Origin of the sequence: Streptomyces solicavernae, assembly GCF_029968095.1 — a bacterium.
Classification (GTDB): Bacteria; Actinomycetota; Actinomycetes; order Streptomycetales; family Streptomycetaceae; genus Streptomyces; species Streptomyces solicavernae.
This window is the reverse complement of the sequence record NZ_JASCIR010000014.1, coordinates 55,148-81,059: the sequence shown is the minus strand read 5'-3', so window position 1 is coordinate 81,059 and position 25,912 is coordinate 55,148. Positions and strand designations below refer to the sequence as shown.

Genomic DNA, 25,912 nt, shown 5'->3' with positions numbered 1-25,912 from the left:
CGTCGGCGCCGGCTGTCAGACCCGTCGATTACGCTGCGCCACCATGGCTACTCGTTATCTCCTGGCTGTCGCTCCGCACCCGCCCGCCGAGGACATCGGCATGCTCCCCGAGGGCGGCGTGGACGCGGCGTGCGCGGCGGTCGAGCGGCTCTTTCCCGGGCGGTACGCGCCGGTGGCCGACCCGAGCGCGGGCGCGGTCGGGCAGATGTGGGCGGGGACGTACGGGCCGAGCGTGCTGATCGTCGGGGAGACCGCGGGTGAGGCGCGGGTGCCGCAGGGGCATGGGGCGTACGGCTATGCGTTCCAGACGGCCGCGCTCGCCGTCACGTTCGAGGTCGCGGCTTTGGGTTTGGGGCTGCGCAGATACGTCGCGCTGTCGCCGGAGTCGGTCGACTTCGAGGAGGGTGCACCGCTGCCGTTCGAAGGGCCGTTCCGGGGCGCGGAGGGGGTGCTCGACACGGACGGCCTGAGCGTGGCGGCGCAGCGGTGGATGTTCGGCGCGCAGGCCGACGCACCGGACCCGGCGCACTGGATCGACTTCGCGCCCCTGCATGCCTTCGGCCTCGTGCGGGAAGCCCCGGGTCACCGGTAGGCGTCGAGGAGCGCCCGCAGCTTGACCGCGAACGCCTCGGGCCGGCCCGGGTAGCCGGAGCTCTCGTCCGTGAAGCCGCTGTGATGGCTGGGGAAGACCGCCGCCTCCTTGCCGAGCAGCCGGGCCGCCGCGCGGGTCGTACGGCCGGTCAGGGCGTCGCCGGACTCCTCGGCCACGGCGAGCACGACCCGCGTCGGCGCGGCGGCGAGCGCCGCAGCGTCCGGGCGGTGACCGCTGACCGCCCAGGACCGGTCGGAGAGCAGCGGGTCGTCCCGCCTGCCGTCGTCCTCGGCCGGCAGGCCGAACGCGGCCGGGTCCGGTGCGGGCTGGGCGAAGTACGCGTCGGTGAACTCGCCCTCCCAGGACGCCATCGCGATGAAAGCGGCGAGGCCCGCACCCCAGCCGCTCTTCTCGTACACGTCCCGGACCCCGGCACGGGCGCGCTCCGCGGCCTCGGCGTCCGGGAGCAGCGGGAGCAGCGGCGGCTCGTGCGCGATGAGCGTCGTGACATCGAGGGGGTGCGCGGCGACGAGGGCGAGCGCGGTGACCGCGCCGCCGCTGCTCGCGAACATCTCCACCGGCCCGGCGCCCAGCGCCCCGATCAGGGCGTGCAGATCACCGGCCTGCACGGCGGGGTCGTGGTCGACCCCGCCGTCCGCGCGGCTGCTGCGCCCCAGCCCGCGAGGGTCGTACGTGACCACCGTCCGGTCCGGGAAGTACGAGGCCAGGGCCGCGAACCCGGAGGCGTCCATGGGCTGGCCCACCAGGAGCAGCGGCGGCAGCCCGGCGGCGGGCAGCGGCCCGCGCACGTCGTAGGCGAGACGGGCCCCTGCCGTTTCGAGGTGGTGGCTGCTGAAGGCGGTGTCGTCGATGGTCATGCAGGTACAGACTCCGCGCGCCACGGGAACTCATCGCCGGGCGCCCGTGCCCGTCAGGCCCCGAGCGGGCGGCGGGGCAGCGGCGAGGAGTAGACCACGCTGGTCGTGACCGAGCCGAGCGCGCCGACCTTGCCGGAGATCTCCTCCAGGTGCCGCATGGAGCGGGCCGCGACCTTGAGCACGAAGCAGTCGTCGCCGGTGACGTGGTGCGCCTCCAGGATCTCCGGGGTCGCCTCGACCAGGTCGTGGAACGGCCTGTAGTTGCCGTGCGGATAGCGCAGCCGTACGAACGCCAGGACCGGCAGGCCGAGGCGTTCGGGGTCGACCACGGCCGCGTACCCCTGGATCACCCCGGCCTCCTCCAGGCGCCGCACCCGTTCGGTGACGGCGCTCGGCGACATGGCCACGGCCCGGGCCAGCTCCGCGTAACTGGCGCGGCCGGCGCGCTGGAGGACATCGAGGATGCGGCGGTCGGTCGCGTCGGGGGAGTACGGGGAATCAACGGTCATGGCCGAGAAATAGCAGGGAAATCCACGGCGGTTCAAGGGCGTTGCCGGGGATCGTCTCTTCACCGTGATCTTCGGCGCGCATAGATTTCCAGGCATGAACACACAGGTCAGCCCCACCCTCCCCGTGACAGCCGCCGCCGACGACCCGGTGCTGCGGGTGCCGCCCGCCGCTCCCGGGGACGCCGCCGCCTACTTCGCGGCCTCGCTCGCGTTCCACACCGACGTCTCGGACGTCGCCGCGGCCCTCACGGCGGAGTGCGCCCCCGGCTTCGTGCTCGTCGACACCCGCTCCACCGCGGCCTGGGACCAGGGCCACATCCCGGGCGCCCTGCACCTGCCGACCGCGCTCATCCCCGAGCAGGCCGGGCGGCTGCTCGACCCGTCCGTGCCGGTCGTCACGTACTGCTGGGGCCCCGCCTGCAACGGCGCCACCCGCGCGGCCCTCGCCTTCGCCCAACTCGGCTACCGGGTCAAAGAGATGCTCGGCGGCTTCGAGTACTGGGTGCGGGAGGGATTCCGGTACGAGACATGGGAGGGCGCGGGCGAGCGCGCCGCCGACCCGCTGACCGTGCCCGTCGACGCGGCGGACTGCGGCTGCTGAAGGCCCGAAGGGCCGCGCGGGGGCCGGGAGTTCCGGCGGCGCACGGCAGGAACGTACGGGGGCGGCTCCCGCAGGCCGTACGGAGCCGCCCCCGACTCCCGTCACAGCTTGGACAGTTCGTCCACCAGGTCGTCAAGGCCGAGCGAGCCCTGCGACAGCGCCGCCATGTGCCAGGACTTGGCGTCGAACGCCTCGCCGTGCGCCTTGCGGGCGTTCTCGCGGCCGAGGAGCCAGGCGCGCTCGCCCAGCTTGTAGCCGATGGCCTGGCCCGGCATCGACAGGTACCGGATCAGCTCGCTCTCCACGAAGTCCGCGGGCCGTCCGCTGTGCATCCCGAAGAATTCCTGCGCCAGCTCCGGCGTCCAGCGCTCGCCCGGGTGGAACGGCGAGTGCTCCGGGATCTCCAGCTCCAGGTGCATGCCGATGTCCACGATGACCCGGGCCGCCCGCATCATCTGCGCGTCCAGGTAGCCGAGCCTGCGCTCCGGGTCGGTGAGGAAGCCCAGCTCGTCCATCAGCCGTTCCGCGTACAGCGCCCAGCCCTCCGCGTTGGCGCTGACCATGCCGACCGAGGCCTGGTAGCGGGACAGGTTCTCGCGGACGTGCACCCACTGCGCGAGCTGGAGGTGGTGGCCGGGCACGCCCTCGTGGTACCAGGTCGACACCAGGTCGTACACCGGGAAACGGGTCTGGCCCATCGTCGGCAGCCACGTACAGCCGGGGCGGGAGAAGTCCTCCGACGGCGGCGTGTAGTACGGGGCGGCGGCGCTGCCGGGCGGGGCGATCCGGGACTCCACCTTCCGTACCGGCGCGGCCAGTTCGAAGTGGGTGCCGTCCAGGGCGTCCATGGCCTCGTCCATCAGGCTCTGCAGCCAGCGCTGCACCTCGTCCACGCCCTCGATGTGCGCGCCGTGCTCGTCCAGGTGCTTCAGCGCCGCCCACGGCGTGTCCGCGCCCGGCAGCACCTTCTCGGCCTCGGTGCGCATCTCGCCGAGGATGCGGTGGTACTCGGACCAGCCGTACGCGTACGCCTCGTCGAGGTCCAGGTCGGTGCCGTTGAAGTAGCGGGACCAGCGGGCGTACCGCTCGCGGCCCACCGTGTCGGCGGCGCCGGCCACCGCGGGGGCGTACACCTCGCGCATCCAGTCCCGCAGCTCCGCGACCGCACGGGTGGCGGCCGCTGCCGCCGTGTCCAGCTCCGCGCGAAGCGCGTCCGGGCCGGACGCGGCGAACTCCTCGAACCAGCCCTTGCCGCCGTCCTCGCCGGACCACTCGGCGAGCTGGCCGATGAACGTCTCTGCGGCGCGCGGGCTGCCGTGCAGCTTGCGGTCCAGGCCGAGGGCGAGGCTCTCCCGGTACCCGGCCAGGGCGGTGGGCACCGCGCGCAGCCGCTCCGCGACCGCCGCCCAGTCCTCCTCGGAGTCCACCGGCGTCACCGTGAACACCTGGCGCACCGAGTGCACCGGCGAGCTCAGGTTGCTGACCGAGCGCAGGTGTTCGTCGGCGTCGTGCACCGCCAGCTCCGCGGTGAGGCGTTCCCTGAGGAGCCGGGCGCAGCGCCGCTCCACGTCGCTGTCGCCGCCCGGCGCGCGCTCGGCCTGAGCGAGCCGGTCGAGGGTGGCGCGGGCGAGGTCCGCGAGCGCCTGCGCGCCCGCGGGGGTGAGATCGGGCAGCGCGTTCGAACTCTCCCGCACCCCGAGGTAGGTGCCGGTGATGGGGTCGAGGGCGATCAGTTCGTCGACGTACGCGTCGGCGACCTGGCGGGGCAGTGGGGTGCGCGTCGTGTCTGGCATGCGGACATCCTCGTACGAGGGGCCGCGTCGCGTCAGTCGATTCTGCTCTGGGCGTGCGATTGCGTTCCGGGCCCGGACCGCGGGGCGGGGACGGCGGCTCCCGGCGGCAGCACCGGACCGCAGTCCCAGCGCTGGAAGATCAGCCGGGTCTCCACACGGGCCACCTCGCGCCGGGAGGTGAACTCGTCCAGGACGAGCCGCTGCAGGTCGGCGGTGTCGGCGACGGCGACGTGCACCAAGTAGTCGTCGGGACCGGCCAGATGGAACACCGCGAGGGACTCCGGCAGCGCCCGGATCCGCTCCACGAACGGGCCGACGATCTCCCTGCGGTGCGGCCGCAGCTGCACCGAGAGCAGCGCCTGCAGGCCGCGGCCGAGCCGCGCCGGGTCGAGCCGCAGCTGGTGTCCGAGGATCACGCCCGCACGCCGCAGCCGGGCCACCCGGTCCAGGCAGGTGGAGGCGGCCACGCCGACCTGGGCGGCGAGATCGCGGTACGTGGTCCGTGCGTCGTTCTGCAGCAGCCGCAGAATGTGCAGGTCCACCGGGTCCAGTACGACGGATTCGGCCATCGGCCGAACGTAGCACGGGAGTCTGCCGTCCGACCCCGGCCGTTGTTCAGGCTCTGCGCATGGACTCCACCAGGGACATCGAAGCCTCCGGCCACCGCGACACCCTCGCGGACCACCGCCCGGGCCCGGCCCGCAGGGCCCTCACCACCGAGGCCGTGCACGCAGGCCGCGAGGACCTCGCCGGCCTCGGCCTGCACGCCCCGCCCCTCGACCTGTCCACCACCTACCCCTCGTACGACAGCCGCACCGAGGCCGCACGCATCGACGCGTTCGCCGCGACCGGGGTGCTCGACGAGGGCCCGCCGGTGTACGCGCGCCTCGGCAACCCGACCGTGGGGCGGTTCGAGACGGGGCTCGCCCGCCTTGAGGGCGCCGAGAGCGCCGTCGCGTTCGCCAGCGGCATGGCCGCGCTCTCCGCCGTCCTGCTGGTGCGCATCGCGGCCGGACTGCGGCACGTGGTGGCGGTCCGGCCGCTGTACGGGTGCAGCGACCACCTGTTGACGGCGGGGCTGCTCGGGTCCGAGGTCACCTGGGTCGATCCCGCCGGTGTCGCGGCGGCCATCCGCCCCGACACCGGCCTGGTGCTGGTCGAGTCGCCCGCCAACCCGACGCTCGCCGAGCTGGACCTGCGGGCCGTGGCACACGCCTGCGGGACGGTGCCGCTCCTTGTCGACAACACCTTCGCCACGCCCGTACTCCAGCGGCCGGTGGAGAGCGGCGCCCGGCTGGTCCTGCACAGCGCGACCAAGTACCTCGGCGGCCACGGGGACGTGCTCGGCGGGGTGGTGGCCTGCGACGAGGAGTTCGCGCGCTCGCTGCGGCAGGTGCGGTTCGCGACGGGCGGGGTGCTGCATCCGCTCGCCGGGTACCTGCTGCACCGGGGCCTGGCCACGCTCCCCGTACGCATGCGGGCCGCCGCCGCGACCGCCGCCGAGCTGGCGCGCCGCCTCGCCGCCGACCCGCGGGTGAGCCGGGTGCACTATCCGCGGATCGGCGGGGCGATGGTGTCGTTCGAGGTCACGGGGGAGGCGCACGAGGTGATCGCCGGGGTGCGCCTGATCACCCCGGCGGTCAGCCTCGGCAGCGTCGACACGCTCATCCAGCACCCGGCGTCGATCAGCCACCGCGTGGTGGCCGAGGGGGACCGCCGGGCGGCGGGGGTCGGGGAGAAGCTGCTGCGGATGTCGGTGGGGCTGGAGGACGTCGAGGATCTCTGGGGGGACTTGGATGCGGCGCTCGGGGCTGCGGTCTGAGCTTCCCCTGGGGGCGCGGGGAAGTGCGCCACCAGCCACGACGGCGGGTCGGCCGGACCACAGCCCCGAACCCGAAGCGGGGTCCAGGGGCGGCGGCCCCGGACGGGGGCGGGCCGGGGCGGCGAGAAGCCTCGGCTACGACGGCGCCGCACTCCGGTCCACAGCAGCCGGCACCACGCTCAACCGGGCCGTCACCACCAGCGTGCCCTCCTCGATCTGGTAGTCAAGGGGCAGCCCGAGCCCCCGCATCGCGGCGACCATCGCGGTGTTGGAGGACTGGGTGACCGCGTACACGGACTCGCAGCCCGCCTCGACCGCCATCGCGACCAGGCGGCCCAGGAGTTCGGTGCCGATGCCGCGCCGCTGCCAGTCGTCCTCGACGAGCAGCGCCACCTCGGTCTCGTCGCCGTCCCACAGCAGGTGGCCGAGTGCGATGAGCCGGCCGGACGGCGTCTGCACGGTGAGGGTGCGGCCGAAGCGGGGGCTGAGCAGGTGGCCCAGGTAGCGGTCCGCGTCGACGACGGGGCCGTGGTAGCGCATGCTCAGGGTCCGCTTCGAGCAGCGCTCGTGCATCGCCTTGGCCGCCTCCAGGTCATCGCCGTCCGCCCGCCGTACGATGTCCGGCCCCTCCTGAAGGCTCAGCACATCCTCGCCGCCCGGCACCCGCGGCCCGAGCCGGGCGTCCAGCTCGACCAGGGCGCGGGCGCGCGCGAACTCGGTGGGCGTGAACGGCAGATACGCCCGCTCCACCGCGATGACCCCGCCGGACTGCGCGCGCAGCCGCATCAGCGTGCCGTCGAGCATGCCCTCCACCGGCACGTCCTCGGTGCGGGCGGGCGACTCGGCCGGGATCGAGCGAATCGTGCAGCGGCCCAGCAACTGCCGCAGCGCGAGCGGGAGTTCGGCCGCGTCGAGGGCGGTGCGGGTGGCGAGGTTCAGCATCCGGGTGGGCGCGTCCACCAGGTCGTGGGCGTCGGCGCGCTCGATCCAGGTGCCGGAGCCGCCGGCCGCGGAGACGGCCCGCGTCAGCTCGGCGGCGCCGTGCTCGGCGGGGGCGCGCAGCAGGAACTCGTCGACGGTGCCGGTGGCGAGCGGGTGCGTCTGCAGGCTGAGGATGTCGACCCGTCGGCCGGCGAGCGCCGTGCACAGGGCGGCGAGCGTGCCCGGCTCGTCCCGCACGGTGGTACGCATCCGCCACAGCGCGGTTGGGCCCGGCTCGGCCTGCTCGGTGGTGCCCGTTCCGGTGGTGCCCGTTCCGGTGGTGCCCGTTCCGGCGGTCCCCGCGGTGTGCGGGGTGCCGGTATCGATGCCGGGATCGGCCCCCGTATCGCCGCAGCTCCTATCGCTGCCCGTATCGGTGCCCGTATCGGACTCCGCAGGAGCGTGGCCCTGTCGCCGGGACCACCACATGTGCAGAGCGGCTGGGGCGAGCAGGGCCACGGCAGAGAGGATCAGGGAAGTCGGATCAGTCATGTCTGCACTCTGGACCACCGGTGTTGCCTGATCACGAACGCTCTGTGGCTGATCGGTTAAGAGGGCTTCTGTCTGATTTGCCAGGGCGGGCCTCCCCGGAGCGCCCAAGGCTCCGCCTACTGCCCGACCCGCCCCGGCTGCAGCACCTTCGTGAACAGCACCCCGCCGCCCTCCTGCCGCAGCCGCACCGTCAACTCGCCGCTGCCGCCGTCGATCTCCACCTCGCCGAAGTACGGCGGAACCTCGGCCGGTGAGACGTTCGCGCGCGTCGGCGCCTTGACGAAGGGCTGCTCGGGGCCGAACGTGCCGTCGAGCTTCAGCGCCGGGAAGCCGCCCGCCGCCAGCGGCCCCGAGACGAACTCCCAGAACGGCGCGAAGTCCTTGAACGCCGCCCGCTCCGGGGCGTAGTGCTGCGCCGAGGTGTAGTGCACGTCGGCCGTCAGCCAGACGGTGCCGGTGATCCGCCGGTGCTTGATGTGCCGGAGCAGCTCAGCGAGTTGCAGCTCACGGCCGAGCGGCGCGCCCGGGTCGCCCTGCGCGACGGCCTCGAAGTCCGTCTTGCCGTCGGGTACGACGAGCCCGAGCGGCATGTCGGAGGCGATCACCTTCCACACCGCCCGCGACCGCGACAACTCCCGCTTCAGCCAGTCGAGTTGCTCGGCGCCGAGAATCCCGACCGGGTCGTCCACCTGCCGTCCGGGCGAGTTGGCGTTGCGGTACGTCCGCATGTCGAGCACGAACACGTCGAGCAGCGGCCCCTGCCGTACGACCCGGTACATCCGGCCCTCCCGGTCGCCGGACGCGAGCGACGACACCGGGAAGTACTCGCCGAACGCCCGCAGCGAACGGGCCGCGAGCACGTCGACGTCCTTCTCGGTGTACCGCTCGTCGTCCAGGATCTGGCCCGGGTACCAGTTGTTGTGCACCTCGTGGTCGTCCCACTGCACGATCGACGGCACCTGCGCGTTGAACCGGCGCAGGTTCGTATCGAGCAGGTTGTAGCGGAACGCGCCCCGGAACTCCGCGAGGGACTCGGCGACCTTGGCCTTCTCCTCCGTCGTGACGTTGCGCCACACCCGGCCGTCCGGGAGCGTGACACTCGGCTGGATGGGGCCGTCGGCGTAGACGGTGTCGCCGCTGCACAGGAAGAAGTCCGGGTCCAGGCGGCGCATCTCCTCGAACGCGGTGTAGCCGCCGCGCTCCGGGTTGATGCCCCAGCCCTGCCCCGCGATGTCCCCGGACCACAGGAACCGCACCCCGTCGGCCCGGCGCGCGGACGCGGTGCGGAAGGTGCCGGTGACGGCCTCGCTCGTGCGCCGCGGGTCGTCCGGGTCGGCGAGCCGTACGCGGTAGTGCACCTGCTCGCCCGCGGGCAGCCCGCGCAGCCGGGTCGTGCCGGTGCAGTCGGTGCCGGGGCCGAGCAGCGGGCCGTGCCATCGCCGCGGGTTGCGGAAGGACTCGGTGGCGGAGGTCTCGACGATCATCCGGGCGGGCCGGTCCGAGCGCACCCAGACGAGGCCGGAGTGCGCGCTCACGTCACCGGCCTGCACGCCCCACGCCGCGCGCGGCCGGCCGGACAGCGAGAGCGCGGGCGCGGCTCCGCCGAGCGCGGGCAGCGCCAGCGCGGCCGAAGCGGCGACCGAACCACGGAGCACGGCACGACGGCCGGGGGTGTTGCTCGGCAGACCTTGCGACATCGATGCGCCTCCTGTGACGACTGCGACGGCTGTGACGACTGCCACGGCTGCGACGGCTGTGACGGCTGTGACGGCTACGCCGATCCAGGCACGGGATTGCCGACGCCGCCCCGGGTGCCCGCACCGTACTAGTGTCCTGCGCCAGTAGTTGATCGTTAGTTGTTGTGTGACTTCTGCTGCTGGTGCGTCAGTTCCTCGTCGGGGCCCGAAACTGGAGCCTCTGCTGCTCTCTGCGGATGAGCGGGCGGTGCTGGAGCGGTGGATGCGTCGGGCGACATCGGCCCAGGCCCTGGCCCTGCGCGCGCGGATCGTGCTGGCGTGCGCAGGGCCTGAGGTGCCGCCGATCGTCGCGGTCGCCCGGGACCTGCGGGTGGCCGCGGACACGGTCCGCAAGTGGCGGCGGCGGTTCCTCGCCGACCGCCTGGACGGCCTCGTCGACGAGCCCCGGCCGGGCCGGCCGCCCACCATCAGCGTCGACCAGGTGGAGGCGGTCGTAGTCACGACGCTGGAGGAGATCCCGAAGAACGCCACCCACTGGTCGCGGAAGTCGATGGCGGACCACAGCGGTCTGTCGAAGTCCACCGTTGGCCGGATCTGGCGGAAGTTCCAGCTCAAGCCGCATCTGACGGACACGTTCAAGCTGTCGACGGACCCGTTGTTCGTGGAGAAGGTCTACGACGTCGTCGGCCTGTACTTCAACCCGCCCGAGGGCGCGGTGGTCCTCTCGGTGGACGAGAAGTCCCAGATCCAGGCACTGGACCGGTCCCAGCCGGTCCTGCCGATGATGCCGGGCATGCCCGAACGCCGCACTCACGACTACGTCCGCAACGGTCTGACCACCCTGTTCGCCGCGTTCGATGTCGCCACCGGCGAGGTCATCAGTGCCCTGCACCGCAGGCACCGGGCAGCGGAGTTCAAGAAGTTCCTGATCCGCATCGACAAGGAGGTGCCCGCGCACCTGCAGGTCCACTTGATCGTGGACAACTACGGAACCCACAAGACTCCTGCGATCAGGACGTGGCTGGGCAAACACCCCCGGTTCCAGCTGCACTTCACCCCGACCGGCTCGTCCTGGATCAACCAGGTGGAGCGGTGGTTCGGCTTCCTGGCCGACCAGATGATCCGCCGTGGCGCACACAAGAACGTCCAGGCCCTCGAAGCCGACATCCGCGCCTGGGTCAAGAACTGGAACGAAGACCCCAAGCCGTTCATCTGGACCAAGACCGCCGAAGAGATCCTCGACTCCCTCGCCCGTTTCTGCCGACGAATCTCCGGCGCAGGACACTAGCTCGGGCGCCGCAGGTCAGCGGTCATGGGTGAAGGGAGGCTGAACCGAGGGTCACAAGACGGTGCCGCGCGGTGTCCGCGTACGGGCGGGTGTGCCGTGTGGGCGGTCGTCGCGGGCGCGCGCGTTCCGGCGCGCGCACCAGTGCGTGAGGATCGCCGCTACCAGGACGCCCGTGCCCGCGGAGGCCCACACGACGAGTGCGATCCGGGCCGTCGTGGGCCCGGCCGCGCTGTCGAGGCGGACCACCGCGACCAGGCCGAGCGCACCGAGCAGCCCGAGCACGGGCGCCGGCGCGAGCCGCGACCGGACGCGGCCTGACGCTGTCGAGACGGAACGGACAACGATGCTGACAGGTCGGGCAGGTCGGGCAGGTCGGACAGGTCGGGCAGGACGGACGGATCGGATAGGGCGGGCAGGGTGAGCAGGTCGGGCGGGGCTGCGGCGCATGACGTGCGCCCGGCTCAGGCGGCGCGGCGCTGCTCGCCGCGGACGGCAGCCGCCCACTCCACGACGAGCAGGTCATAGGCCACCCGCTCATCGGCGGACAGCCGTCCGCGAGCGCGCGCCCAGAGCGCACGGATGTCCGCGTTCACCGACGCGGCGGAGCGCGGCGTTCGACGGTACGAGGAGAAACTGGCCATGTCCGCCAGAGTACGGAACACCCGTGTCAGCCCGGCGTAAGCGGGAGCCCCCGGGGTGAAGGCCCCAACTCGGGCACGCGCACCCCGAGTTGGCCCCCTCGAAGCCCCACCGGGGCGCGTTCGTACGGCCTTCGGGTGAGCCGACTCACAACTCCCCGCGCCCCGTGATCTTCCGCCCCGCACCGGCCGTCGTGACGCCGCTCGCCGCGTCAGGGCGGGCCTGTCGGCGGTGCGTCCCGGCGGCCGGCCGGTCAGCTGCTCGTGTCGAGGATCACTCGGGCCACCAGGGCCGGGTCGTCGTTCATCGGCACGTGCCCGCAGCCGGGCAGCCGGACCAGCCGGGCGTCCGGCATCGCGTACTTCGCGCGCACCCCCTGGCGGCGCAGCAGGATCCGGTCCTTCGTGCCCCACGCCACCGTGACCGGCAGCCCCCGCACGTCGTCGCGGAACGTCACGTCGAGGCCCGCGGCCAGCGTCTCATCGAAGCCCGCCGCCTCCCGGAGGGCCAGCGTCTCCGCGACCACCGCCTCCGGCGAACGGCGCCACGGGCGGGCGTAGATGCTGCTCGTCAGGGCGAAGCGCCCCGCCGCCGTACGGGACAGCCGCTCGATCGCGGGCAGCGGGAGCAGCCGCGCGCCCCGCCGCATGGCGAGCAGCACACCGAAGGCGTACCGCCGCTCCGCCTCGCTCCAGAACCCTCCCGGCGCCAGCGCGGTCACCGAGCGCACCAGCTTCTCCCGGCCCAACTCCAGGGCAAGCAGCCCGCCCAGAGAGTTGCCCGCGACATGCGGCGCGCTCACGCCCAGCTCCGCGCAGAGCCCGCCCAGCGCCGCGACGACCGTCGGCAGGTCGTACGCGGCCCCGTCGGGCAGCGCGGGGGAGGCGCCGAAGCCCGGCAGGTCCACGGCGATCACATCCCGCTCGGCGGCCAGGATCTCGAACACCGGGTCCCAGGCCTGCAGATGGTGGCCGATCCCGTGCAGCAGGAGCAGCGGCTCTCCGGCGCCCGCGCGGCGGTACGCGACGGTCACGGGGCGCGGTCCGCGCGGGGTGTCGATGCTGAAGTTCGCGGTGGCGGTCATGCTGCTCCTAGCTCGGGGGCGGCGCTCGCGGAGAGCACGTGCAGACAGCTTGTCAGGAACAATTACCGCCGAGTAGCCCGTAGTTCAAGCCCCCGCCGCCGCGCGACCCGGCCCCCGCGCGTGCGAGCTGCGCCACGGCCGGCCGAAGTGCCTGGACAGCTGCCTGCGCGCGGCCTTGGATGGGGTGCGTGGCCACCGATACCGCGATCGCCGTCTTCGAAGAACACCGCCCGGTCCTCACGGGGGTCGCCTACCGCATGCTCGGCCGCGTCGCCGACGCCGAGGACGTGGTCCAGGACGCCTGGCTGCGCTGGTCCACGGCCGAGCACGCCGAGATCCGCGAACCCCGCGCCTATCTCGTACGGATCACCACCCGGCTCGCCATCGACCGGCTGCGCCACGTGCAGTCCCGGCGCGAGGCGTACGTCGGACCGTGGCTGCCCGAGCCGCTCGCCACGGACTTCGGCGCGACCGTGCCGGACACCGCCGAGCGGGCCGTGCTCGCCGAGTCGGTCTCGCTCGCCGTCCTGGTGGTCCTGGAGTCGCTCTCGCCCCTGGAGCGCGCGGTGTTCGTGCTCCGCGAGGCGTTCGGCTTCCCGTTCGCGCAGATCGCCGCGGTCCTCGAACGCTCCGAGGCCGCCGTACGCCAACTCGCGAACCGGGCACGGAAACACGTCGAGGAGCGCAAGCCGCGCTTCGACGTCGACCCGGCCGAACGCCGCGACCTCACCGAGCGTTTCCTCACCGCGGCGACCGACGGGGACCTGGACGGCCTGATGGAGCTGCTCGCGACCGACGCGCGGCTCGTCGGCGACAGCGGCGGCAAGTCCAGGGCGCCGCTGCGGATCATCGAGAGCGCCGGGAAGGTGGGCCGCTTCATGGCCGCCATCGGCCCGCAGGGCGTGCCGAACCCGGAGGTGCGCATACGCGAACTGAACGGCGGCCCTGCCCTGTTGATCCTCTCCGACGGCAAGCCGGACAGCGTGCTCCAGATCGACGTCGCCGACGGCCGCATCCAGTCCGTCTACATCGTGCGCAACCCGGACAAGCTGGTCTCGCTCGCGGACTGATCCCGTATGTACGTCCGTACGTCGTTACGTACGTCCTTCCGTAGCGCCTCCAGGAGCCCTCGCCTCACCGGCGGGGGCTCCGTCGTGTTCCGCCTGCGTTTCCGCGCGAGTTTCCGTGCGCGTTTCCGCCCGCAGTTCCCCAGCGGTTCCCCTCACGAACAGCGCATGAACACCCAGCGGAATCAGGCGGATTCACTCTGTAACAGCCCGAGGATTGGTCTTGACCAAGGGTGGGGCCCGTCCTATGGTCGCGTAGATAGTGCAGGAACCTTTAATAAACAAAGGCGCGTAATACGCCGCAGGTGCACGGCGATCGCGGAGGACAGGGGGACAGGGTGGGGACCACGCAGCTGGACACGGTGCCGGAGCCGAAGTACTGGCACCTCAAGACCGTGCTCGCCGAAGCGCTCGACTCCGAGTTCGCGGTCGGCGAGATCCTGCCGAACGAACGCGAGCTCGCCGCCCGCTTCGGCGTCGCCCGCGCGACCCTGCGCCAGGCCCTCGAACAGCTCGAACTCGAAGGCCGCCTGCAGCGCCGCCGCGGCGTCGGCACCACCGTCGCCCCGCCCCGCGTGGGCGTCTCCGTCGGCTCCGTGCAGCAGGGCAGGCCGGGCGCGACCGACGGCGACTGGGAGGTGGCCGACAGCGCCCCGGCCGTGCCGCCCGCCGCCGTCGCCCGCCTCCTCGGCACCGAGGCCGGCGAACCGGTGCACATCGTCCGCCGCTCCCGGGTCACCGGCGGCCAGCCCGTCGCCGCCGAGCTCCTGTACGTACCCCCGGCGTCGGTGCCCGCGCTTCCCGCGGCCGACGCCCCCGCGGGCCCCCCGGGCGCCCGTGCCGTCCTGGCCGAGCTGGGCAACCTGGGGCTCGACGGCGAGGACCAGGCGGTCGAGCTGGGCTCGGCCCGCGCCGACGAGGCCAAGCAGCTGGACCGGCTGCCCGGCGCCCCCGTGCTCGTCGTCACCACCCGGTACTTCACCCGGGGCCGCACCGCGGCCGTGGCCGTGGCCACCTACCGCGCGGACACCTGCCGGCTGACCTTCGGCGACTCGGGCACCGTGGAGCTCGCGCACGAGACGCGGGACGCCGGCGCGTCCCGCGTCTGACGGCAACCCGGCGGCGCGGCTCAGCGGAACGCCGCGTGCCCGGTGAGGGCCTGGCCGAGTGCCAGCGTGTGCATCTCGGTCGTGCCCTCGTAAGTCAGCACGGACTCCAGGTTGTTGGCGTGCCGGATCACCGGGTATTCGAGCGAGATGCCGTTCGCGCCAAGCACCGTACGGGCCGTACGGCAGATCTCGATGGCCTCGCGCACGTTGTTCAGCTTGCCGAAGCTGATCTGCGCCGGGTGCACCCCGGACGCCGAGTCCTTCAGCGCCGACAGCTGAAGCGCCGTCAGCGTGGCCTTGTGCAGCTCCAGGGCCATGTCGACCAGCTTCTGCTGCGTCAGCTGGAACCCGGCGATCGGCTTCCCGAACTGCTCGCGCTGCAGGGCGTAGTCACGCGCCGCCCGCCACGCCGAGCGAGCCGCCCCCGTCACGCCCCACACGATCCCGTAGCGCGCCTCGTTCAGGCAGGTCAGCGGCGCGCCCACGCCCCGCGCGGCCGGCAGTCGCGCCGATTCCGGCAGGCGCACCCCGTCCAGGACCAGCTCGCTCGTCACCGAGGCGCGCAGCGACATCTTGTGCTTGACCAGCGGCGCCGAGAACCCCGGGCTGTCGGTGGGCACCACAAAGCCGCGTACGACGCCCTCCTCGTCCCGCGCCCATACGACCGCGACCGCCGCCACCGAACCGTTGGTGATCCACATCTTGCGGCCGTCGAGCACCCAGTCGCCGCCGTCGCGCCGCGCGCGGGTCGTCATCGACGCCGGGTCGGAGCCGTGGTCGGGCTCGGTCAGGCCGAAGCAGCCGATGGCCTCGCCGGCGGCCATCCTCGGCAGCCACTCCTCCTTCTGCTCCTGCGATCCGAAGCGATGGATCGCGAACATCGCGAGGGACCCCTGGACGGACACGAACGAACGCAGGCCCGAGTCCGTCGCCTCCAGCTCGCGGCAGGCGACACCGTACGCGCGGGCCGGCAGCCCGGCGCAGCCGTAGCCCTCCAGGTGCATGCCGAGCAGGCCCATCTTGCCGAACTCACGGGCGAGTTCGGGCAGGTCCGGCAGCTCGCCGGCCTCGAACCAGTCGGCGATGTGCGGCTCCACCTTGTCGTCGAGGTACTGCCGGACCGTGTCGCGCACGGCCCGCTCCTCGTCGGTGAGCAGGGCTTCCAGGTTCAGCGGGTCGATCGCGTCGAAGGCGGGGAACGGCATGAGGGTCAGGCTCCTTGCGGGTGAGGGGGATGGTCGGACGGGCCGAGGAGAGCGTCGATCTCCGGTTCCGCGTAACCGAGTTCGGCGAGTACGGCGCGGCTGTGCTGCCCGAGCGTGGGCGGGGCGGTGCGTACGGGCGGGCGTACGCCGCGGAAGGTGACGGGGAACGCGACCTGCTGGAGCGGGCCGACATCCGGGTGGTCGACCTTCTGCACCATGTCCAGGGCGGCGGTCTGCGGGCAGTCGTAGACCTCGTCGAGGGTGCGGATCGCGGCGACCGGGACGCCGAGCGGCTTCAGCAGGCCCACCCAGTGGGCGACCGGCTCGTCCACCAGGACCGACTCCAGCTTGGCGTTGAGCGCCGTACGGTGCGTCACGCGCGCGCGGTTGCTCGCGAAGCGTTCGTCGTCCGCCCACTGCGGGTGCCCGAGCGCCGTGACCAGGCGGCGGAACAGCGCGTCGTTGCCGACGGCGATCACGAAGTGCCCGTCGGCCGCCGGATACGCCTGGTACGGGACGAGGCTGGGGTGGCCGGAGCCGAGCCGGTTCGGGCGCTCCCCGGTCGCGAAGTAGCCGGTGGCCCAGTTGATGTGCAGGGCGAGCTGGGACTCGTACAGCGACGTGGTGACGTACTGCCCGCGTCCCGTGCGCTCCCGCTCGACCAGCGCCGCGTTGACGCCGATCAGGCCGAACAGGGCCGCGCCCAGGTCGCCCATCGCGTAGCCCGCCTTGACCGGCGGGCCGTCGGGTTCGCCGGTGAGGGACATCAGGCCGGCCGACGCCTGCGCCACCATGTCGTAGCCGGGCTCGTCCCGCAGCGGGCCGGTGTCGCCGAAGGCGGAGATGTGCAGGATGACCAGGCGCGGGTAACGGGCGCTCAGCTCCTCGTAGTCGAAGAGCCGGGCCAGCGAGGAGCCCGGGCGGAAGTTCTCCACCATCACGTCCGCGTCGGCCAGCATCCGGTGCACGGCCTCCTGCCCGGCCGCCGACTTCAGGTCGAGCGTCACGGACCGCTTGCTGCGGTTGGCCGCCAGGTAGTACGTGGCGTCGGGGCCGTTGAAGGGCGGGCCCCAGGCGCGGGTGGGATCGCCGCCGTCCGGGTGCTCTACCTTGATCACGTCCGCGCCCAGGTCGGCCAGGGACATGGTGACGTAGGGGCCGGCGAGGATCTTCGACAGGTCGACCACCTTCAGGCCCTTGAGCGGCGCGGGGCTGTGGTCAGGCACGGCCGGCCTCCCGGGCGTCGGCGAGCGGGACCGGTCCGCCGTCGGCGAGCGCGGCGAAGTGGTCCAGGGCGGGGCGGGGCAGGGCGGCCGGGTCGTCGAGGAGCGCGGAGTACGTACGGGCGACGAGGACGGCCCGGCCGTCACCGGTCGACCACGCCTCGTGCTCGGCCTGGTCGTGGAGGAGGGTCTCCATGACGGCGCGGCTCAGGTCGTCGGCGTACCGCCCGATCCTCATCTCCTGTTCGTCCGGCGGGAGTTGCAGCAGTGCGTCGCCGCGCGCGCGGAGCTGCGCCCAGCGGGACTTCGTGGCCGTCCGGTCGCCGTACGCCTCGGCGAGGGCGTGGTGCGAGCCCTGGCGGCGCAGGCAGCGCAGGACGTCGAGGGCGATGACGTTGGACGAGCCCTCCCAGATGGAGCCGAGGTGGGCGTCGCGGACGAGCCGCGGGTTGACCCAGTCCTCGATGTAGCCGTTGCCGCCGCGGATCTCCATGGCCTCGCCGGTGACGCCGCGGGCCCGCTTGCAGAGGGTGTGCTTGGCGAGCGGGGTGAGGACGCGGACCAGGGCGCGGCCGTCGGCGTCGCCCGCGTCGGCGTCGGTGAGCCGGGCGGCGGCCTCGATCACGAGGTGCAGCGCGGCCTCCGTGTCCAGCACCATCGGCAGCAGCGTGGCCCGCATCAGCGGCTGGTCGAACAGCGGCTTGCCGAAGACGTGCCGCACGCGCGTGTGGTCGACGGACTCGCGCACCGCGCGCCGCATCAGGGCGGTGGCGCGCATGGCGTTGGACAGCCGGGACACGTTGAGCATCTCGGCCATCTGCCGGAACCCGTCGGTGAGTTCACCGACCGGGGTCGCGTACGCCTCGTCCAGCGTGACCTCCCCGCTCGCGATGGACTTCGAGCCGAGCTTGTCCTTGAGCCGGTCGATGCGTACGGAGTTCCGGGTGCCGTCGGGACGCAGCCGCGGGACCAGGAACATGCCGAGGCCGCGGGTGCCGTCGCCCTGCCCCGGCACCCGGGCGAGGGTGAGGACCACATCGGCGGACGGGTTGGACGCGAACCACTTCTTGCCGGTGAGGGTCCAGTGCTCGCCCCGGTCGACGGCGACGGTCTCCGTCAGGCCGACGTCGGTGCCGCCCTGCTTCTCGGTCATGAACATCGCGCCGGTGGCCCGCAGCCGCGGGTCGGTGGACGACAGGGCGGCTATCTCGTCGGCGTACCGCTCGGGGTCGAACAGCCGCAGAATCCGCGCCGCGCTGTCGGTCATCGACAGCGGGCAGGCCATGCCGAACTCGGACTGCACGTAGAGGTAGGACAGGGCGTACTTGACGGTGTGCGGGACCTTCGTGGGCCAGCCGAGGACGCCGGCCCGGTGCGACATCGCGGCGAGGCCGAACCGCTCGTAGGCGATCTCCGCGGCCCGGTCGTGGGCCGGGTGGAAGGCGATCTCGTCGACGCGCTCGCCGTCGGGCGCGTACGGCACCAGCCGCGGCGGGTTGGCGTCGGCGAGCGTGGCCTGCCGGTCCAGTTCACCGGCGGCCAGCGCACCGAGCTCGTCGAGCAGCGGCTCGACCCGGGCCCGGTCCTCGGCCGGCAGGACACGGTGGAGCAGCGGGCGCAGGGCCGGGTCGCGGTCGGCGTAGCCGACGGGGTGTATCGGGTTCACAGGGGAGTTCACCGGCGAGTGCACAGGAGAACTCACCGGCGCGTTCACTGACGCCTTCACTGACGTGTTCACTGGAGACACCTCAAGCAGGTTGAGTGGTACGGGAGTCGGCGGGCCGGTCGGCCGCGGGGTCGCCGGTACGGGCGAGCAGCGGCAGCACCCCGGCCAGGGTGAGGACGGTGTAGCCGAGCCCGAGGCCGACGACGGGCCAGATCGATCCCGAGGTGGTCAGCAGCCACTGGGAGACGATGGGGGCGGTCCCGGCGAACAGCGTGGTGCACAGCTGGTACGAGAGGGACATGCCGGTGTAGCGGACCTCCACCGGGTAGACGCGGGCCAGGATCCCGGCGAGCGCCGCGTAGTACATGGCGTGCGGGAACGTCGCGAGGCCCATGCCGAGCACCGCGAGCCAGAACTCGCCGGTGCCCACGAGCACGAACATCAGCGGCAGCAGCACGAACTCGGGGATCAGCATCCACAACACGGCCTTGCGCACCGGCCACTTGCTCGCGAGCACCGCCCCGAAGGGCTGCACGAGCACCTGCACCACCAGGGCGAGCGCGATGACGGTGAGGAACGTGGAGCGGTCGAAGCCGAGGTCGACGGTGGCCCAGGACAGGGCGAACGTCGTCTTCACGTACGTGATGGCGACACCCGCCGTGCCCGCGATGACACCGAGGAACACCAGCAGCGGGTAGCGGGTCAGCACGGTCTTGATGGGCAGCTTGACCGGCTTCTTGCGGGCCAGCGCCTCCTGCATCTCCGGCGTCTCGGCCAGCCTCAGCCGGATGAACAGCCCCACCGCCACCAGCAACGCCGAGCACAGGAAAGGCACCCGCCAGCCCCACGACTCGAAGGCGGCGTCCGGGAGTTGGGCGATCGCGAGGAAGGCGAGCGTGGCGAGCAGGTTGCCGACCGGGGAGCCCTGCTGGGCGAAGGCCCCGTACAGCAGCTTGCGCTTCGGCGGGGCGTACTCGGTGGCGATGAGCACCGCGCCGCCCCACTCGCCGCCCATCGCCACGCCCTGGACCATGCGCAGCAGGACGAGCAGGATCGGGGCGGCGGCGCCGATCTGCGCGTACCCGGGCAGCAGACCGACGCAGAACGTGGCCGCGCCCATCATCGTGAGCGTGGTGATCAGGGCCTTCTTGCGGCCGTACTTGTCGCCGAAGTGCCCGAAGATCAGGCCGCCGAGCGGGCGGGCGAGGAAGCCCACCCAGAACGTGGCGAACGCGGCGAGCGTGCCGACGGCGGGGGAGGCCTCGGCGAAGAACACCTTGCCGAGGACCAGGGCCGAGGCCGATCCGTAGATGTAGAAGTCGAACCACTCGATGGTGGTGCCGACGAAAGCGGTGACGCCGGCGCGGCGGGCGTCACGGGCGAGCGGTGGGTCGGGCGGTGCGGGGGCGTCCTGCGCCATGCCGAGCGTCCTCTCGTCGGGGGCCTGTCCCTGATCCGGCCCGAGGCGCCGGACAGGCCCTGCGCGTACTCGCTCCTTCGCGAGACGTGGATCACTCTGCATCGCGCCATTAGGTGGTGTCCAAGACCAATAGCGGACCCTATTGAGACGTCATTCCGCGTAATGGCGCGAGCTCATCCCGCGTAGTCGCGCTCGGGGTCCGGTGCGTCGGCAGGCGTCGGAAGGACCTCCTCCGCCACCCGCAGCACCGCCTCAAGCGCCGCCGACCTGTTGCCCGTACGCCAGCCCAGCGCGATCGGCAGCACCGGCACCTCGTCCCCCGCCAGCGGCCGGAACACCACGTGCTCCAGGTGGATGTCGCGCGCCGACTCCACCACCACCGCCACCCCGACACCGGCCCCCACCAGGGCCAGCATGTTGTACGAGTCGGGCGCTTCCTGCGCGATCCGGGGCGCGAACCCGGCGTCGTGGCAGGCCTGCACCATCGCCTCGCGCACCGCCGACTCGCGCGACAGCGGGAACGTCACGACCGGCTCGCCCGCGAGCTCCCGCACCGGCACCTCGGCGTGCGCCGCGAGCCGGTGGCTGTCGGGCAGCGCGAGCACCAGCCGCTCCATGCGGACGACGCGGGCGGTGATGCCGCGCCGGACGGGCAGCGCCACGAAGCCCACGTCGAGACTTCCGTCGCCGATCCGGCGCAGCGCCTCGCCGGTGTACGTCTGGCCCTCAAGGACCAGCTCGATACCGGGGAGCCGGGAGGTCACGGCCCGGGTGAGCAACGGCAGCGCGGCATAGCTGCTGGCCCCCGCGAAGCCGACGGTGACCCGGCCGACCTCGCCCAGATGCGCGGCCCGCACGGTACGGCGCACCGCGGACGCGTCGGCGAGGAGGCGCCGGGCCGGCTCGACGAGGGCCTGCCCGGCCGGGGTGAGGCGGACCGTACGCGTGGTGCGGTCGAAGAGCCTGACCCCGAGGTCCCGCTCCAGGAGCTTGATCTGCTGACTGAGCGGCGACTGCGCGATATGCAACCGCTCGGCCGCCCGCCCGAAGTGCAACTCCTCGGCGACGGCCACGAATCCGGTGAGGTGTCTCAGCTCCACGGGGGTGACGATACGGGGGCCCGGGGGGTGCCTCCGTACGGCGCCCGCAGGACCGCGCCCCGGCCCGGCCGGTTCCGTGCGGCGGCGGAAGCCCCGGGCGCGGGGTGGTTCAGCGGCGGGCTGTGACCGTGCCTTCCACGGCGAACAGCTCTTCCTCGACGTGGTCGAGGGCGAGGCGCAGCGCGCCGGTGGCGATGGCGGACTCGCCGAGGGCGGAGAGGGCCACGCGGGGCGGGCGCAGGCAGTAGCGGGCCAGCTCGCGGCGCAGCGGCTCCAGTACGCCGTCCAGGCCCGCCGCCCAGCCGCCGATCACGACCAGCTCCGGGTCGAGGGCGAGGACGAGCGCCGCCACGTCGTGCACCAGGCGCCGGATGAACCGCTCCACGGCCGCCGCGGCCTGCTCGTCGCCCCGCCTGGCGTGCGCGAACACCTCCGTCACGGCCTGCTCGTCCAGGGGGTGCAGCGGCTCGCCCGTGGTGGAGAGCAGCGACTCGGGCGTGACCTCGCGGCCGAGCAGGTGCAGCGCGCCGATCTCGCCCGCCGCGCCGCCGAATCCGCGGTGCAGCCGCCCGCCGATGAGCGAGCCCGCGCCGGGGCTCAGGCCCGCGAGGACGAACACCAGGTCGTCCGAATCGGTCGCCGCGCCCTTCCAATGTTCGCCCACGGCCGCGGTGTTGGCGTCGTTCTCCACCAGGACCGGGCACTTGAAGGAGCGCCGCAGCCGGTCCCCGAGCGCAAGCCCGGTCCAGCCGGGCAGGGCCGTGCCGAGCCGCACCGTGCCGTCGGCCGCCACGATGCCGGGGCTGGCCGCGCCCACGGCACGCAGCGACTCCCGGGCGATCCCGGCCCGGCCGAGCAGGCCGGCGACGGTGAGCCGGAGCCGCTCCAGGCGCTCGTCGGCGCAGGCCGTCTCGTCGACCTCGCGCTCGGCGGTACCGAGTACCCGCCCGTCCAGGTCGGACAGGACCGCGGCGACGCGGTGCGCGCCGATCTCCAGACCGAGCAGATGGCCGGCCTCGGCCCGGAAACGGAACCGCCGCGCGGGCCGCCCCTGGCGCCGGGCCACGCCCTCCTCGGCGGCGACCTCGACGACGAGCCCCGCGCCCATCAGCCCCTCCACGACGCCCTCGACGGTGGGCCGCGAGAGCCCGGTGACCCGTGTGACCTCCGTCAGCGTCGCGAACTCCACGCCGCGCAGGGCGTGCAGCACCACCGCGGAGTTGATCCGCCGCAGCAGCGAGGGATCCCCGCCGGTCAGCCGCCCCACCGTCGTCCTCCCAGGTCGCAAGCGTGTTCCGCCGGATCGTACTCGCCGGGCGGTCCCGCGGCGAGGGTCGGCCCCGGACCACGTACGCGGCCAGGCCGGGCACGCGTTGTCAGTGGGCGGCGGTTTACTGGGGGACATGAGTTCGGCCCGGCAGCTGCACGCCATAGACCAGCTGTGCGCCCGCGCCCTGCGCGGCCACAGCGCTGACTTCGCCGCGTTAGAAGCCCTCGACGCCCTCGAAGCCCTCGACGCCCTCGACGCCGCCCACGTCGCGGAGCTGCGGCGCACGGACTTCGACGCCACGGACCCGGGGGAGTACGAGGACAGATGCGAGCAGTACGCGGCGGAGCTGGCGGCCCTGCACGCCCGGCTGGACGGTCGCTGGGAGGCGCACGGCCCGTTCGGGCTGCAGGGCGTGCTGCTGCGCGGGGGTGCGGGGGAGGAGATACCGGAGCCGTGGCACGGCCTGAGCTGGTCGGCGAGCATCGCGGACCTGTGGCACACCGGCGACCGCTGGCTGGCCCTGGCCGTCACCGACCGCGAGGGACCCCGGCTGCTGCGCTTACTCGCGGTCGTCACGGACGTCGACCCACCGTGACCGTCCCGACGGGCGCGACGGAGGCGAACACGCGACGGAGGCCAACAGCCGTGCCACCATGGGCCCTTGAGGATCATGGACGGCCGAAGGAGAGCGGAGCGGATGACGGAGCACAGCGGACAGGTCGCGCACAACGCCCGGGTCTGGAACTACTGGCTCGGCGGCAAGGACCACTACACGGTGGACAAGGAGGTCGGCGACCAGGTCACCGCCATGTACCCGAGCATCGGCGAAGTCGCCCGCGCCGACCGGGAGTTCCTCGGCCGCGCCGTCCGCCACCTCGCAGGCGAGGCGGGCATCCGCCAGTTCCTCGACATCGGCACGGGCCTGCCCACCGCGGCCAACACCCACGAGGTCGCCCAGCGCATCGCCCCCGACTCCCGCATCGTCTACGTCGACAACGACCCCACGGTCCTCGCCCACGCCCGCGCCCTGCTCACCACCTCCCCGGAGGGCGCGACGGCCTACGTCGACGCGGACGCGCACGACCCGGACCTGATCCTGCGGGCCGCCGCCGACACCCTCGACTTCGACCGCCCGGTCGCGGTGATACTGCTCGGCATCCTCAACTTCGTCCTGGACACCGAGCAGGCCACGGACATCGTGCGCCGCCTCGTCGACGCGGTGCCGTCCGGCAGCTATGTGGTGGTCACCCACCCGACCCTGGAGCTGGGCGGCGCGGGCAACGCGGAGGCGATGGCCTTCTGGAACGAGAACGCCAAGCCCCCGATCACCGCCCGCACCGGCCAGGAGATCGCCGCATTCCTCGACGGCCTCGAACTGCTCCCGCCCGGCCTGGTCTCCTGCTCCCGCTGGCGCGCCGAGGAAGGCACCGAGCCCCAGCAGGTCGCACAGTACGGGGCGGTGGCCCGCAAGCCCTGACCGTACGGATCAGCCCGTGGCCGAGCGAAGCCGCCCGTACTCCTCGGCCATCGCCTCCACCGTCCAACGCGCGTTCAGACCACTGGGGTTCGGCAGCACCCACACCCCGCTGCCGCCGACCGTCCGCTGCTGCGGCCCGATCCGGGCGGAGCGTTCGCCGAACGCCGCGCGGTAGGCGGTGATCCCGACGACCGCCAGCCACTCGGGCCGCAGCCGGGCCACCTTCTCCTCCAGGAGCCGCCCGCCCGCCACGTACTCCTCGGGGGAGAGTTCGTCGGCGCGGGCCGTCGCGCGGGCCACGACGTTGGTGATGCCGAGGCCGTACGACAGCAACTCCCGCTGTTCGTCCGGGCGGAGTAGACGCGGCGTGAAGCCGGACAGGTGGAGGACCGGCCAGAAGCGGTTGCCGGGGCGGGCGAAGTGGTGGCCCGTCACCGCCGTCATCAGGGACGGGTTGATGCCGCAGAACAGCACACGCAGTCCGCCCGCGACCACATCGGGAACGATGCGGTCGCGGGCGGCTTCGAGTTCGTCCCGGCCTGGGAGCGTCAGAGGATCGCTCCCGGCGCGTACCCCGCGGCCTCCGGGTGCTGCTTCACGATCTCCTCGACGCGGGCCACGACCTGCGCCACCTGGCCCGCGGCCGCGCCCGTGAAGGACAGCTTGTCCGCCATCAGCCCGTCGAGCTGCGCACGGTCGAGCGGGATGCGGGAGTCGGCGGCCAGCTTGTCGAGCAGTTCGTTGCGCTCGGCGCCCTGCTCGCGCATCGCCAGGGCGGAGGCGACCGCGTTCTCCTTGATGGCCTCGTGCGCCTCCTCGCGGCCCACGCCCTCGCGCACCGAGGCCATCAGGACCTTGGTGGTGGCGAGGAACGGCAGGTAACGGTCCAGCTCACGGGCGACGACGGCCGGGAACGCGCCGAACTCGTCGAGCACCGTCAGGAACGTCTCCAGGAGGCCGTCGAGCGCGAAGAACGCGTCCGGCAGCGCCACCCGGCGCACCACGGAGCAGGACACATCGCCCTCGTTCCACTGGTCGCCCGCCAGCTCGCCGGTCATCGACGCGTAGCCGCGCAGGATCACCATCAGGCCGTTGACGCGCTCGCAGGAGCGGGTGTTCATCTTGTGCGGCATCGCCGACGAGCCGACCTGGCCCGGCTTGAAGCCCTCGGTGACCAGCTCGTGCCCGGCCATCAGGCGGATCGTCTTCGCCAGGGACGAGGGCGCGGCGGCCAGCTGGACCAGCGAGGTCACGACCTCGTAGTCGAGCGAGCGCGGGTAGACCTGGCCGACCGAGGTGAAGGCCTGCGCGAAGCCCAGGTGCCCGGCGATGCGCTGCTCCAGGTCGGCCAGCTTGTCGGCGTCACCGCCGAGCAGGTCCAGCATGTCCTGCGCGGTGCCGACGGGGCCCTTGATGCCGCGCAGCGGGTAGCGGCCGAGCAGCTCCTCGATCCGGCCGTACGCGACCAGCAGCTCGTCCGTGGCCGTCGCGAAGCGCTTGCCGAGGGTGGTGGCCTGCGCGGCGACGTTGTGCGAGCGGCCGGCCATGACCAGCTCGCCGTACTCGCCGGAGAGCTTGCCGAGGCGGGCCAGGACGGCGACCGTGCGGTCCCGCACCAGCTCAAGGGAGAGGCGGACCTGCAGCTGCTCGACGTTCTCCGTCAGGTCGCGGGAGGTCATGCCCTTGTGGACCTGCTCGTGCCCGGCGAGGGCGTTGAACTCCTCGATCCGGGCCTTCACATCGTGCCGCGTGACCTTCTCGCGGTCGGCGATCGAGGCCAGGTCGACCTGGTCGAGGACGCGCTCGTAGTCGTCGAGGGCGGCCTGGGGCACCTCGATCCCGAGGTCCTTCTGGGCACGCAGGACGGCCAGCCACAGCTGGCGCTCCAGCTTCACCTTCTGCTCGGGGGACCACAGGGCGGCGAGCTCGACGGAGGCGTAGCGGCCGGCCAGGACGTTGGGGATGCGGGGCTTTGCAGTCACAGTCGGCCAGTTTACTG

At 73.0% G+C, this 25,912-nt stretch carries 25 protein-coding genes; 8 read left to right on the top strand and 17 right to left on the bottom strand.

Annotation, left to right across the window (positions count from 1 at the left end; genetic code table 11):
* The first annotated feature begins 43 nt into the window (after positions 1–43).
* The gene (locus tag QIS99_RS17905) at positions 44–592 is read left to right on the top strand and encodes a hypothetical protein (RefSeq protein WP_282514492.1); all 549 of its coding nucleotides are present in this window, start codon (positions 44–46) and stop codon (positions 590–592) included.
* Here the strand turns inward: QIS99_RS17905 and QIS99_RS17900 are convergent.
* A complete protein-coding gene (locus QIS99_RS17900; RefSeq protein ID WP_282514490.1) occupies positions 583–1,470 on the bottom strand; it encodes an alpha/beta fold hydrolase in 888 nt (295 codons plus the stop codon). The two genes, QIS99_RS17905 and QIS99_RS17900, sit on opposite strands and share 10 nt — an antisense overlap.
* Positions 1,471–1,523: 53 nt before the next feature.
* A complete protein-coding gene (locus QIS99_RS17895) occupies positions 1,524–1,979 on the bottom strand; it encodes an Lrp/AsnC family transcriptional regulator (RefSeq protein ID WP_282514488.1) in 456 nt (151 codons plus the stop codon).
* Between the two features lie 94 nt (positions 1,980–2,073).
* Here QIS99_RS17895 and QIS99_RS17890 point away from each other — a divergent pair, with 94 nt between their 5' ends.
* Complete coding sequence (locus tag QIS99_RS17890) at positions 2,074–2,580, top strand: rhodanese-like domain-containing protein (protein WP_282514487.1); 507 nt, start codon at positions 2,074–2,076, stop codon at positions 2,578–2,580.
* Between the two features lie 101 nt (positions 2,581–2,681).
* Here QIS99_RS17890 and QIS99_RS17885 read toward each other — a convergent pair whose 3' ends face one another.
* Positions 2,682–4,373, bottom strand: coding sequence for a DUF885 domain-containing protein (locus tag QIS99_RS17885; RefSeq protein ID WP_282514486.1), 1,692 nt, complete (start codon positions 4,371–4,373; stop codon positions 2,682–2,684).
* Positions 4,374–4,405: 32 nt separating this feature from the next.
* Positions 4,406–4,942 (bottom strand): Lrp/AsnC family transcriptional regulator, encoded by a 537-nt coding sequence (locus tag QIS99_RS17880; RefSeq protein WP_282514483.1) that lies wholly within the window; start codon positions 4,940–4,942, stop codon positions 4,406–4,408.
* 59 nt (positions 4,943–5,001) lie between these two features.
* Between QIS99_RS17880 and QIS99_RS17875 the strand changes: the two genes are divergently transcribed.
* The gene (locus QIS99_RS17875; protein WP_282514482.1) at positions 5,002–6,195 is read left to right on the top strand and encodes a trans-sulfuration enzyme family protein; all 1,194 of its coding nucleotides are present in this window, start codon (positions 5,002–5,004) and stop codon (positions 6,193–6,195) included.
* Positions 6,196–6,330: 135 nt separating this feature from the next.
* Here the strand turns inward: QIS99_RS17875 and QIS99_RS17870 are convergent, their stop codons facing one another.
* Both QIS99_RS17870 and QIS99_RS17865 read right to left on the bottom strand, forming a co-directional pair.
* The gene (locus tag QIS99_RS17870; protein WP_282514481.1) at positions 6,331–7,668 is read right to left on the bottom strand and encodes a GNAT family N-acetyltransferase; all 1,338 of its coding nucleotides are present in this window, start codon (positions 7,666–7,668) and stop codon (positions 6,331–6,333) included.
* 116 nt (positions 7,669–7,784) lie between these two features.
* A complete protein-coding gene (locus tag QIS99_RS17865; protein WP_282514480.1) occupies positions 7,785–9,365 on the bottom strand; it encodes an alkaline phosphatase D family protein in 1,581 nt (526 codons plus the stop codon).
* A 262-nt stretch (positions 9,366–9,627) separates the two neighbouring features.
* Here QIS99_RS17865 and QIS99_RS17860 point away from each other — a divergent pair, with 262 nt between their 5' ends.
* Complete coding sequence (locus tag QIS99_RS17860; RefSeq protein ID WP_282514479.1) at positions 9,628–10,653, top strand: IS630 family transposase; 1,026 nt, start codon at positions 9,628–9,630, stop codon at positions 10,651–10,653.
* Between the two features lie 51 nt (positions 10,654–10,704).
* Here the strand turns inward: QIS99_RS17860 and QIS99_RS17855 are convergent, their stop codons facing one another.
* The 3 genes from QIS99_RS17855 to QIS99_RS17845 all read right to left on the bottom strand — a co-directional run bounded on the left by QIS99_RS17855 (position 10,705) and on the right by QIS99_RS17845 (position 12,376).
* Positions 10,705–10,935, bottom strand: a complete 231-nt coding sequence (locus QIS99_RS17855; RefSeq protein ID WP_282514478.1) for a hypothetical protein — start codon at positions 10,933–10,935, stop codon at positions 10,705–10,707.
* A gap of 179 nt (positions 10,936–11,114) precedes the next feature.
* Entirely contained in the window at positions 11,115–11,294 is a 180-nt protein-coding gene (locus QIS99_RS17850; protein ID WP_282514477.1) for a hypothetical protein, read from the bottom strand.
* Between the two features lie 251 nt (positions 11,295–11,545).
* Positions 11,546–12,376: an alpha/beta fold hydrolase gene (locus QIS99_RS17845; protein WP_282514476.1), complete on the bottom strand. Its 831-nt coding sequence runs from the start codon at positions 12,374–12,376 to the stop codon at positions 11,546–11,548.
* 188 nt (positions 12,377–12,564) lie between these two features.
* Between QIS99_RS17845 and QIS99_RS17840 the strand changes: the two genes are divergently transcribed.
* On the top strand, positions 12,565–13,446 hold the full coding sequence (locus QIS99_RS17840; protein ID WP_282514475.1) for an RNA polymerase sigma-70 factor: 882 nt from the start codon (positions 12,565–12,567) through the stop codon (positions 13,444–13,446).
* Between the two features lie 335 nt (positions 13,447–13,781).
* Positions 13,782–14,552 (top strand): GntR family transcriptional regulator, encoded by a 771-nt coding sequence (locus QIS99_RS17835; protein WP_282514474.1) that lies wholly within the window; start codon positions 13,782–13,784, stop codon positions 14,550–14,552.
* A 20-nt stretch (positions 14,553–14,572) separates the two neighbouring features.
* Here QIS99_RS17835 and QIS99_RS17830 read toward each other — a convergent pair whose 3' ends face one another.
* From QIS99_RS17830 to QIS99_RS17805, 6 genes are all read right to left on the bottom strand, one after another.
* Entirely contained in the window at positions 14,573–15,757 is a 1,185-nt protein-coding gene (locus tag QIS99_RS17830) for an acyl-CoA dehydrogenase family protein (RefSeq protein ID WP_282514473.1), read from the bottom strand.
* Between the two features lie 5 nt (positions 15,758–15,762).
* Positions 15,763–16,983, bottom strand: coding sequence for a CaiB/BaiF CoA transferase family protein (locus tag QIS99_RS17825; RefSeq protein WP_282514472.1), 1,221 nt, complete (start codon positions 16,981–16,983; stop codon positions 15,763–15,765).
* Positions 16,976–18,646, bottom strand: coding sequence for an acyl-CoA dehydrogenase family protein (locus tag QIS99_RS17820; protein ID WP_282514471.1), 1,671 nt, complete (start codon positions 18,644–18,646; stop codon positions 16,976–16,978). The genes QIS99_RS17825 and QIS99_RS17820 overlap by 8 nt, the downstream gene beginning before the upstream one ends.
* An 82-nt stretch (positions 18,647–18,728) precedes the next feature.
* The gene (locus tag QIS99_RS17815; RefSeq protein ID WP_282514470.1) at positions 18,729–20,066 is read right to left on the bottom strand and encodes an MFS transporter; all 1,338 of its coding nucleotides are present in this window, start codon (positions 20,064–20,066) and stop codon (positions 18,729–18,731) included.
* Between the two features lie 173 nt (positions 20,067–20,239).
* On the bottom strand, positions 20,240–21,166 hold the full coding sequence (locus QIS99_RS17810; RefSeq protein WP_282514469.1) for a LysR family transcriptional regulator: 927 nt from the start codon (positions 21,164–21,166) through the stop codon (positions 20,240–20,242).
* 109 nt (positions 21,167–21,275) lie between these two features.
* A complete protein-coding gene (locus QIS99_RS17805; RefSeq protein ID WP_282514468.1) occupies positions 21,276–22,433 on the bottom strand; it encodes an ROK family protein in 1,158 nt (385 codons plus the stop codon).
* Between the two features lie 136 nt (positions 22,434–22,569).
* Between QIS99_RS17805 and QIS99_RS17800 the strand changes: the two genes are divergently transcribed.
* Both QIS99_RS17800 and QIS99_RS17795 read left to right on the top strand, forming a co-directional pair.
* The gene (locus tag QIS99_RS17800) at positions 22,570–23,031 is read left to right on the top strand and encodes a hypothetical protein (protein ID WP_282514467.1); all 462 of its coding nucleotides are present in this window, start codon (positions 22,570–22,572) and stop codon (positions 23,029–23,031) included.
* Positions 23,032–23,133: 102 nt separating this feature from the next.
* On the top strand, positions 23,134–23,913 hold the full coding sequence (locus QIS99_RS17795) for an SAM-dependent methyltransferase (protein ID WP_282514466.1): 780 nt from the start codon (positions 23,134–23,136) through the stop codon (positions 23,911–23,913).
* A gap of 9 nt (positions 23,914–23,922) precedes the next feature.
* On the opposite strand, the gene mug is transcribed toward QIS99_RS17795, so the two are convergent.
* The gene (gene mug / locus QIS99_RS17790) at positions 23,923–24,408 is read right to left on the bottom strand and encodes a G/U mismatch-specific DNA glycosylase (protein WP_282514465.1); all 486 of its coding nucleotides are present in this window, start codon (positions 24,406–24,408) and stop codon (positions 23,923–23,925) included.
* 53 nt (positions 24,409–24,461) lie between these two features.
* Positions 24,462–25,895 (bottom strand): adenylosuccinate lyase, encoded by a 1,434-nt coding sequence (gene purB, locus QIS99_RS17785; protein WP_282514463.1) that lies wholly within the window; start codon positions 25,893–25,895, stop codon positions 24,462–24,464.
* Positions 25,896–25,912: the final 17 nt, after the last annotated feature.